Genomic DNA, 7,239 nt, shown 5'->3' on the forward strand with positions numbered 1-7,239 from the left:
GGGGATCAGTGGTGGGCGGCGGCGGGGGTGCCGGCGGCCGGGGCCCCGGGGGCGACGGTCCGGCTCGCGGTCGCGCCGCGTCCCGTACGGCGCTCCAGCGCTCCGGAGACGAGGGCGAGGACGAGGGCGGAGGCTGCGAGCGCCGCGCCGACCCAGTTCGGGGCGGTCCAGCCCAGGCCGGCGGCGATCACGAGGCCGCCGAGCCAGGCGGCGAGGGCGTTGCCGAGGTTGAAGGCGCCGATGTTGACGGCGGAGGCCAGGGTGGGGGCTCCGGCGGCCTGGTCGAGAACCCGCTTCTGCAGCGGGGGCACGGTCGCGAAGCCGAGGGCGCCGATGAGGAAGAGGGTGGCGGCGGCGCCGGTCCTGGTGTGGGCGGTGAGGGTGAACAGGGCCAGTACGACGGCCAGCGCGCCCAGGGACGTGTACAGCATCGGCATCAGGGCCCGGTCGGCGAACCGGCCTCCGACCAGGTTGCCGGCGACCATGCCCAGGCCGAGGAGGACGAGCAGCCAGGTGACGGAGGTGTCGGCGAAGCCGGCGACGTCGGTCATCATCGGGGTGATGTAGGTGATGGCGGCGAACACCCCGCCGAAGCCGAGGACGGTCATTCCCATCGCGAGCAGCACCTGGGCGTTGCGGAAGGCGGCCAGCTCGTGGCGGATGCGGACCCCCTCGGGGCGGGGGAGGTCGGGGACCAGCCGGGCGATGCCGAGCAGGCCGATCACTCCGAGCGCGGCGACGAGCAGGAAGGTGACGCGCCAGCCGAGGGTCTGCCCGACGAGGGTGCCGAGCGGGACTCCGACGACGTTGGCCACGGTCAGGCCGGTGAACATCATCGCGATCGCGCCGGCCTTCCGGTCGGGGGCGACGAGTCCGGCGGCGACGACCGCTCCGATGCCGAAGAAGGCACCGTGGGCGAGGGAGGCGACCACGCGTCCGGCGAGCATGACGCCGAAGGCGGGGGCGAGTGCGGAGAGCACGTTGCCCGCGACGAAGAGGCCCATGAGCAGCATCAGCATGCGCTTGCGGGGGACACGTGTGCCGAGGACGGTCATCAGTGGGGCACCCAGGACGACGCCGAGGGCGTAACCGGTGACCAGGAAGCCGGCGGTCGGGATGGAGACGCCGTAGCCGGCGGCTACCTCGGGCAGCAGGCCCATGATCACGAACTCGGTGGTGCCGATCCCGAAGGCTCCGATGGCGAGGGCGAGGAGGGCGAGAGGCATGAGGAGGTGCCCTTCAGGGGGTGGGTGGTGGGGGGTACGAGGGGCGGACCGCATGATGTTGCGTTCGCCGTTTGCCTTCGTCCACATTAATTGCAGACGCGGGATATTTGCAAGCGCGGGCTATTGCGGGGTGGCCTATCCTGGCGGTACGCACGGCACACCAGACGGAGGAGCCCATGACGGCCACGGACAGCGCACTCACGGGCCTCGCCCAGGGCTGGTGCGCCCTCTCCCTCCTGCACGGCCGGATCGAGGCGCACATCGAGCGGGCGCTCCAGACGGGGCACGGGCTGAGCGTGCGCGAGTACTCGCTGCTGGACGTGCTCAGCCGCCAGCACAGCGGGCCGGGGGGCCACCTGCGGATGCACCAGGTGGCGGAGTCGGTGGTACTCAGCCAGAGCGCGACGACCCGGCTGGTCAGCAGGCTGGAGGACCGCGGACTGCTGAACCGCTACATCTGCGACACCGACCGCCGGGGCATCTACACCGACGTGAGCGCGGCGGGCCTGGCCCTCCTGGCCGAGGCCCGCCCCACGAACGACACGGCCCTGCGCGAAGCCCTCGACGAGGCGGCGCTCAGGCCGGAACTGGCCCCCCTGGTCGCGGCGGTCGAGAACACCCGGGGCCGGGCCCCGTCTCCCTGACGGGCGGGGCGCCGGACCGCGGTGACGCGGGAGAGGGGCGGGGGCCGGTCGGCTGGAGCGTGTCTCTGATCCGATGGCCGGTCGGTCGGATGCGTCTGTCCGCTTCGTGACCACTGATGCAATGGGGACCGGATCCTGGCCGCGCTCCCGGCAGCAGCCGACGACGCTGACGACATCGGCTGGACCGTATCGGTGGACTCCACCGTCTGCCGCGCCCACCGGCACGCCGCCGGCGCCAGGGGAAGAGGGGCGCGGACCGGGCCGAACCTGACAATCATGAGCTTGGACGGTCCCGTGGCGGCCCGAGCACGAAAGTCGAACTCCCCCGCGACAGCCGTGCACGGCCTCTGGCCCTCAGCGTCACCGGAGGGCAGGCGGGAGACGCGCCGGCCTTCGAGAGCGTCATGGCAAGCATGCGTGTTCCGCGCATTGGTCCCGGGAGACCGAAGAACCCGGCCGGAGGCCGTCAGAACCCGACTGACCGGAAGCCGCCCAGGACGCGGCCGGTGTCCCAGAGGCAGCCGGTGCCGTGTGGTGGTGCTCTGCGACCGGTGCGACCGCACCATCACGCCCGAGGCTGTTCCGCTTGACCCGGCCCCGTGCACCGGGCCATGACCTCCCGAGACCTGTCGGGCGAGTTGCCCTCCAGCAACGGACTGGGTACGGCCACTGCTGACGGATTCACAGCCAGGTCCGGGAGACACACGCCCTGGGGCTTGTTGCAGACATGCTGGTCGCAGCCATCCGTTGATGGCTGCGACCAGCACGGTCGCTTCGTACGAGACGGCCGAGCTGGTCGTGCTGGACGTGCTGGTCGTGCTGGACGCTGTGAACGCGATGCCGCGGAATCTGTCGTGATTGCGCACTGACACAACGAGTGCCTTGCCATCATCCTGAACCCGTTCACGACAGCCGAGAGCGAAGTGAGATTCGATCATGAAGAGGACATATCTGGGCGTGCTTGCAGCGGCTTTATGCCTGGTGGCGGCCCCCATGAGCGGGGTTGCCGCTGCAGCGGGCGACGGACACGAGGCGGCACCGCTAAGGGCGAGCGCCAGCTGCTATGGGTCCACGTGCGATGGACAGGACCCCATCGCAGCTGGCTGCAACGCCGATGCCACCACAGCCGAAGCAGTGTCCACCCGGGCGGGGCGCATCGAGCTGAGATACAGCCGCGCCTGCGGCGCGAACTGGGCACGTCTGGTGAACGGGACCGGCTATACGTTCATGGTCGAGAACGCAACCACCTACCAATTCTGGACCGCCAAGTCTTCGAACAGCTGGGGCAACATGGTTGACGGGACCGTCCAGGCCCGTGCCTGTGTCTGGCTCGATGTCTCAAACCGTGAATGCACAGGCTGGCACTAGGGGCTGCCCGGCGGGGCATCTCGGGCTGGTGCAGGCACGCCCAGTACGGCTGAGCTGCCGTGGGCCGCAGCAGTCACCCGAACGACGGCCACCGGTCGGCGGCCCACTCCCGCCAGTCGACCCACCTGGGCGGCGGGCTGGCGTCCCCGCGGGCCTCCAGCTCCGCCGCGTCGGGCTCCTCGAAATACGCGCGCCCGTGCAGGATGTCGGCCTCGGACATCGGCAACGTCTCCTCGGGGGTGGTCGCCCAGCGGTGGGCGATCCGGGCGCGTTGGGTCTCCTCGTCCACCGGCAGGTAGACCATGCGGAAGCACGCCCCCTCGGCCTCCACAAGCCAGCGGATCGCGGACCGTTCGTCCCGGGACCAGCAGCCGTAGTCCACGACGACGTTGGTGCCCAGTCTGACCGCCTCCAGGGCGAGCCAGAGCATGCGCCCCTCCAGCACGTCGCGCTTCCCGTCCGCCTCCGCCTCGCCGAACAGGGGGATCATCCAGTCGTCGGGCGTCAGGCGCAGCGCGCCGTGCTCTGCGGCGAGCTGCCGAGCCCGTGTGGTCTTTCCGGCCCCTGGCAGGCCGACCATCAGGAACAACGTGGTCACCCCCAGATCGTGGCAGGGAAGCGAATCAGGCGGCCACCGTTTTATCCGCCCGATCACGGGCTGAGCCACAGGCGGAGGGATGCCACGGTGACAGTGCCGTGGAAGACGTAGGCGCGCTTGTCGTAGCGCGTAGCCACGGCGCGGAAGTGCTTGAGCCGGTTGATCGTGCGCTCGACCTCGTTGCGGCGCTTGTATCTCTCCTTGTCAAAGCCCGCTGGCCGGCCTCCTCGGCTTCCTCGGCGCCTGCGGTTGGCTCGCTGGTCCTTCGGTTCCGGGATGGTGTGTTTGATCCGGCGTCTGCGTAGGTAACGGCGATTACGGCGTGAGCTGTATGCCTTACCGCCGCCCAAGTGGTCGGGACGAGTGCGTGGATGCCCACCGCCGAGGCACTTTACCCGGATGCGTTCGAGGACTGGGATCAGCTGCGGGCTGTCGCCCCACTGACCAGGAGTGATCAGCAGCGACAGAGGGCGGAGACCGCCTTCCCCGGCAGAGTGGATCTTGGAGGTCAGGCCGCCCCGCGAACGGCCGAGTCCTTCGTCGGGGCGGTGCTGCCGAGGTGTTGATCTCCGCTTGGGAACTCGCGGCGTCCTGCGCGGAGCTCCGGCAGCGTGCCGATGGGCTCGGCACGAGGTGGAGTCCACGCTCACCATGCTCCAGTCGATCTGACCCCGGGCGTCGGCATCGGCCTGGACGGCTTGCACGATCCGATCCCAGGTGCCGTCCGCCGACCACCGACGGTGACGCTCATAGGCGGTTTTCCGGCTCCCGAACCGGTTCGGCAGATCCCGCCAAGGGACTCCTGTGCGGATCCGGAACAAGATCCCGTTGATCACTGTTCGGTGGTCACTCCAACGCCCGCCCCGGTCTCCGGACTTCGGCAGATGGGGCGCAAGTCGCGCCCACTCGTCATTCGTCAGATCGCCCCGCCCCACAAACCGAACAATGACCCTCCCACGAGGCGACCGTCACATGATCCGCCGGACAGGACCTAGGCCGGGCACCGGCAGCAGCGGACGGACCACTGCCCACCCGCGTCCGTCATGTCGGTGGGGTAGCGCCGCTCGCGCGCCCCGTCGTCCGCGGCGTTCCCGAACCGGTGCGCGAGACAGTCACACGACGGGGTGTGTGGACTGGACCCAGCCTGAACGAAGGCGTAGAACCGCGACAACAGGGCCTCTTGGAAAACTCGCCGGCGTAGACACCTACCGAGCCACCAAGGGGCCCTGTTCTCATGCCCGGAACTTACGCGTCGGGGTGTTCCGGCAGGGCGAGCCAGTCCGACCAGGAGACCTCGCGGCCGAGGAAGCGCGGCTGCTCGAACGGCCAGTCGGCGGCGATCCACTGCGGCACCAGCTCGTCGAGGGCCTGCTCGACCTTGCTGTCCACCAGCTCGTCCACCACCCACCAGGAGATCTCGCCGTCCGCGCCGGCCCTCTCCGGCGGGTCGATGTAGACGCAGCCGAGCAGGGCTGTCTCCGCAGCGTCGAACAGCGCGTAGTTGAAAGACTGGTGTGAGGCGATCTCCTTCTCGTGCCGCAACAGGTCGGCCTGGTCGGCCTCGTAGGTCATGGTGGCCGCGGGCCAGCCCCAGGCCGGGCCGAAGAGGGTCCACAGCCGCTCGCGCGAACCCATCACAGCCGGATAGTCGAGCGGGGCGTCCGCCTCCCGGATCGGCCGCAGGTGATGACCACTGCCCGGCAGCGGTACCAGGACGGGATGGACGAAGTTCTCGGGGAGCCAGCTCATGGCGCCCGACCGTAGCAGCGCGCGGCCGTCCGCTCCCCTCGTTTTGCCCCGCATACCGCCAGGCCCTGCTCTCATGCCGGGCAGTGCCCGCGATCACCCGATCGAGACGCCCGTTCGATCGACAGACTCCATGATCGGTAAGGCAACGGCCTCCGGCTAGTTGCCCGGCGGGGTCGGGGACGGTGCGCTGCCCGCGGTGCGGAGGGTGGACGGGGAGGCGGAGACCATGCCGGAGCCCGTGCCCGGCTCCCCGCCCGCGGGTGTGGTCGGCGGGGCCGTGCGGGGCGCTCGCGAAGGGGTCGCGCCGGAGGCCGGCCCGGCGGACGGGGTCCGCGACGGCGCGGAGGTCGGCGGCGGCGACACGGAAGCCGAGGGGGGCGCGCTCGGCTGCGGGGAACCCGAGGGCGTCGGCGAGGTGAACTCGGGCGGCGAGGCGGGCGGCACCGGCCGGGGCCCGGCCGGGTCGGGCCCGAGGACCAGGAACCCGGCGAGGGCCGCCGCCGCCAGGCCGGACAGGCCCGCGAGGGTCCATGCCGAGCGCCGCACCCAGGGAGTGCGCAGGGACAGCCGGCGCAGGTGTGGTCCCGGCGGGTCGGCGGGGCGCAGCGTGACGACCGTGACCTCCTGCGCCCGGGCCGTCAGGGCCTCGCGCAGCAGCCGCTCCACGGGGCGTTCGCCCTCGGGCGTGGTACCCGTAACGCGGGTCATACCCGTCCCTCCAGAATCCGTTCGAGTGCGTCCAGCGCGCGGCTCGCGTTGGACTTCACCGCACCGCGGCTGATGCCGAGGGTGTCGGCTATCTCCGCCTCGCTGAGGTCGGCCCAGTAGCGCAGCACCAGGACCTGGCGGCGGCGCGGCGTCAGCCCGCGCAACGCGGCCAGCACCTCGCGGTGGGCCTCCCCCAGGACGACGGAGGCCTCGGCGGAGGGGATGTCGGCGGTCACGGGCGGGATCCAGGCCCTGGCGGTGCGGCGGCGGCGCAGCACCGAGCGCGAGGTGTTCACGACGGCGGTGCGCAGGTAGCCCAGGGCGTTGTCCACCTCCGTGATCTCCTCCCCGTAGCGGCGGTACAGGGCGGTGAAGGCGTCCTGTACGACGTCCTCCGCGGTGCCCGGGTCGTCGACGAGGAGCACCGCCAGGCGCACCATGGCGAGGCGGTGCGCGTGGTAGAGCTCGGAGACGGTCGGCGGGCGCGGGGGCGCGTCCCCGCCGGCGTCCGGGCCGAGGGGGTGGGCGTGGTCGTAGGTGTACGCGTACCGGGACGCGTTCGGGCGGGCGTCGGGCCCGGCCGTCGGCGACGCGGACCGCTCGCGGCGTGAGAGCCACCACCACAAGCCCCGCCACGCCCGGGCGAACCCGGGCGTGAGGGGGCTGATGGGTGGTGCGAGGTCGAGCACGGGTGTCCTCAGCTGCTGGTGCGCCGCCGCACGGTGTACAGGGCTCCGGCCCCGACGGCGACGAGCCCGGCGGCTCCGGCGGCGAGTGCGACGGTGGTCGCGGAAGAGCCAGTATGCGCGAGCTCGGATCCGCCGGGTGCGGCGGAGGGCTCGCCGGATCCCGTGCCCGAGCCGTTCCCCGCGGGCGCCGACGGCACCGCGGTGGGCTTGGTGCCCGGCGCCCCGGGCGCGCTGACGCTCGGCTCGGCGCCGGCGGG

General features: G+C 71.5%; 9 protein-coding genes and 1 pseudogene. 3 read left to right on the plus strand and 7 right to left on the minus strand.

Features of this window, described 5'->3' with window-relative positions; all coding sequences use genetic code 11:
* Positions 1-5: 5 nt before the first annotated feature.
* Positions 6-1,226: an MFS transporter gene (locus ACEPPI_RS29380; RefSeq protein WP_373918297.1), complete on the minus strand. Its 1,221-nt coding sequence runs from the start codon at positions 1,224-1,226 to the stop codon at positions 6-8.
* Between the two features lie 176 nt (positions 1,227-1,402).
* Here ACEPPI_RS29380 and ACEPPI_RS29385 point away from each other — a divergent pair, with 176 nt between their 5' ends.
* The 3 genes and pseudogenes from ACEPPI_RS29385 (at position 1,403) to ACEPPI_RS29395 (ending at position 3,238) form a co-directional block, all read left to right on the plus strand.
* Positions 1,403-1,870 (plus strand): MarR family winged helix-turn-helix transcriptional regulator, encoded by a 468-nt coding sequence (locus ACEPPI_RS29385; protein WP_373918298.1) that lies wholly within the window; start codon positions 1,403-1,405, stop codon positions 1,868-1,870.
* Positions 1,871-1,999: 129 nt separating this feature from the next.
* A pseudogene (locus ACEPPI_RS29390) lies at positions 2,000-2,338 on the plus strand (IS5/IS1182 family transposase); the annotation flags it as partial.
* 525 nt (positions 2,339-2,863) lie between these two features.
* Positions 2,864-3,238, plus strand: a complete 375-nt coding sequence (locus ACEPPI_RS29395) for a DUF2690 domain-containing protein (RefSeq protein ID WP_373918306.1) — start codon at positions 2,864-2,866, stop codon at positions 3,236-3,238.
* A 73-nt stretch (positions 3,239-3,311) separates the two neighbouring features.
* Here the strand turns inward: ACEPPI_RS29395 and ACEPPI_RS29400 are convergent, their stop codons facing one another.
* From ACEPPI_RS29400 to ACEPPI_RS29425, 6 genes are all read right to left on the minus strand, one after another.
* A complete protein-coding gene (locus ACEPPI_RS29400) occupies positions 3,312-3,836 on the minus strand; it encodes an AAA family ATPase (RefSeq protein ID WP_373918299.1) in 525 nt (174 codons plus the stop codon).
* Positions 3,837-3,889: 53 nt separating this feature from the next.
* Positions 3,890-4,771, minus strand: coding sequence for an IS5 family transposase (locus ACEPPI_RS29405; protein WP_373918300.1), 882 nt, complete (start codon positions 4,769-4,771; stop codon positions 3,890-3,892).
* A 310-nt stretch (positions 4,772-5,081) separates the two neighbouring features.
* Positions 5,082-5,585: a GNAT family N-acetyltransferase gene (locus ACEPPI_RS29410; RefSeq protein ID WP_373918301.1), complete on the minus strand. Its 504-nt coding sequence runs from the start codon at positions 5,583-5,585 to the stop codon at positions 5,082-5,084.
* A 156-nt stretch (positions 5,586-5,741) separates the two neighbouring features.
* On the minus strand, positions 5,742-6,293 hold the full coding sequence (locus tag ACEPPI_RS29415) for a hypothetical protein (protein WP_373918302.1): 552 nt from the start codon (positions 6,291-6,293) through the stop codon (positions 5,742-5,744).
* Positions 6,290-6,982, minus strand: a complete 693-nt coding sequence (locus ACEPPI_RS29420; protein WP_373918303.1) for an RNA polymerase sigma factor — start codon at positions 6,980-6,982, stop codon at positions 6,290-6,292. Before ACEPPI_RS29420 ends, ACEPPI_RS29415 begins: the two co-directional genes overlap by 4 nt.
* A gap of 8 nt (positions 6,983-6,990) precedes the next feature.
* On the minus strand, positions 6,991-7,239 hold a 249-nt coding region (locus tag ACEPPI_RS29425), incomplete at its 5' end, for an LAETG motif-containing sortase-dependent surface protein (RefSeq protein WP_373918304.1).

This window comes from Streptomyces sp. AB3(2024) (assembly GCF_041862025.1).
In the GTDB taxonomy this organism is placed as follows: domain Bacteria; phylum Actinomycetota; class Actinomycetes; order Streptomycetales; family Streptomycetaceae; genus Streptomyces.

Coding starts and splice junctions, on each gene's coding strand:
- ACEPPI_RS29415 (WP_373918302.1), bottom strand. CDS start 6,293: ATGACCCGCGTTACGGGTACCACGCCCGAGGGCGAACGCCCCGTGGAG.
- ACEPPI_RS29395 (WP_373918306.1), top strand. CDS start 2,864: ATGAGCGGGGTTGCCGCTGCAGCGGGCGACGGACACGAGGCGGCACCG.
- ACEPPI_RS29380 (WP_373918297.1), bottom strand. CDS start 1,226: ATGCCTCTCGCCCTCCTCGCCCTCGCCATCGGAGCCTTCGGGATCGGC.
- ACEPPI_RS29410 (WP_373918301.1), bottom strand. CDS start 5,585: ATGAGCTGGCTCCCCGAGAACTTCGTCCATCCCGTCCTGGTACCGCTG.
- ACEPPI_RS29385 (WP_373918298.1), top strand. CDS start 1,403: ATGACGGCCACGGACAGCGCACTCACGGGCCTCGCCCAGGGCTGGTGC.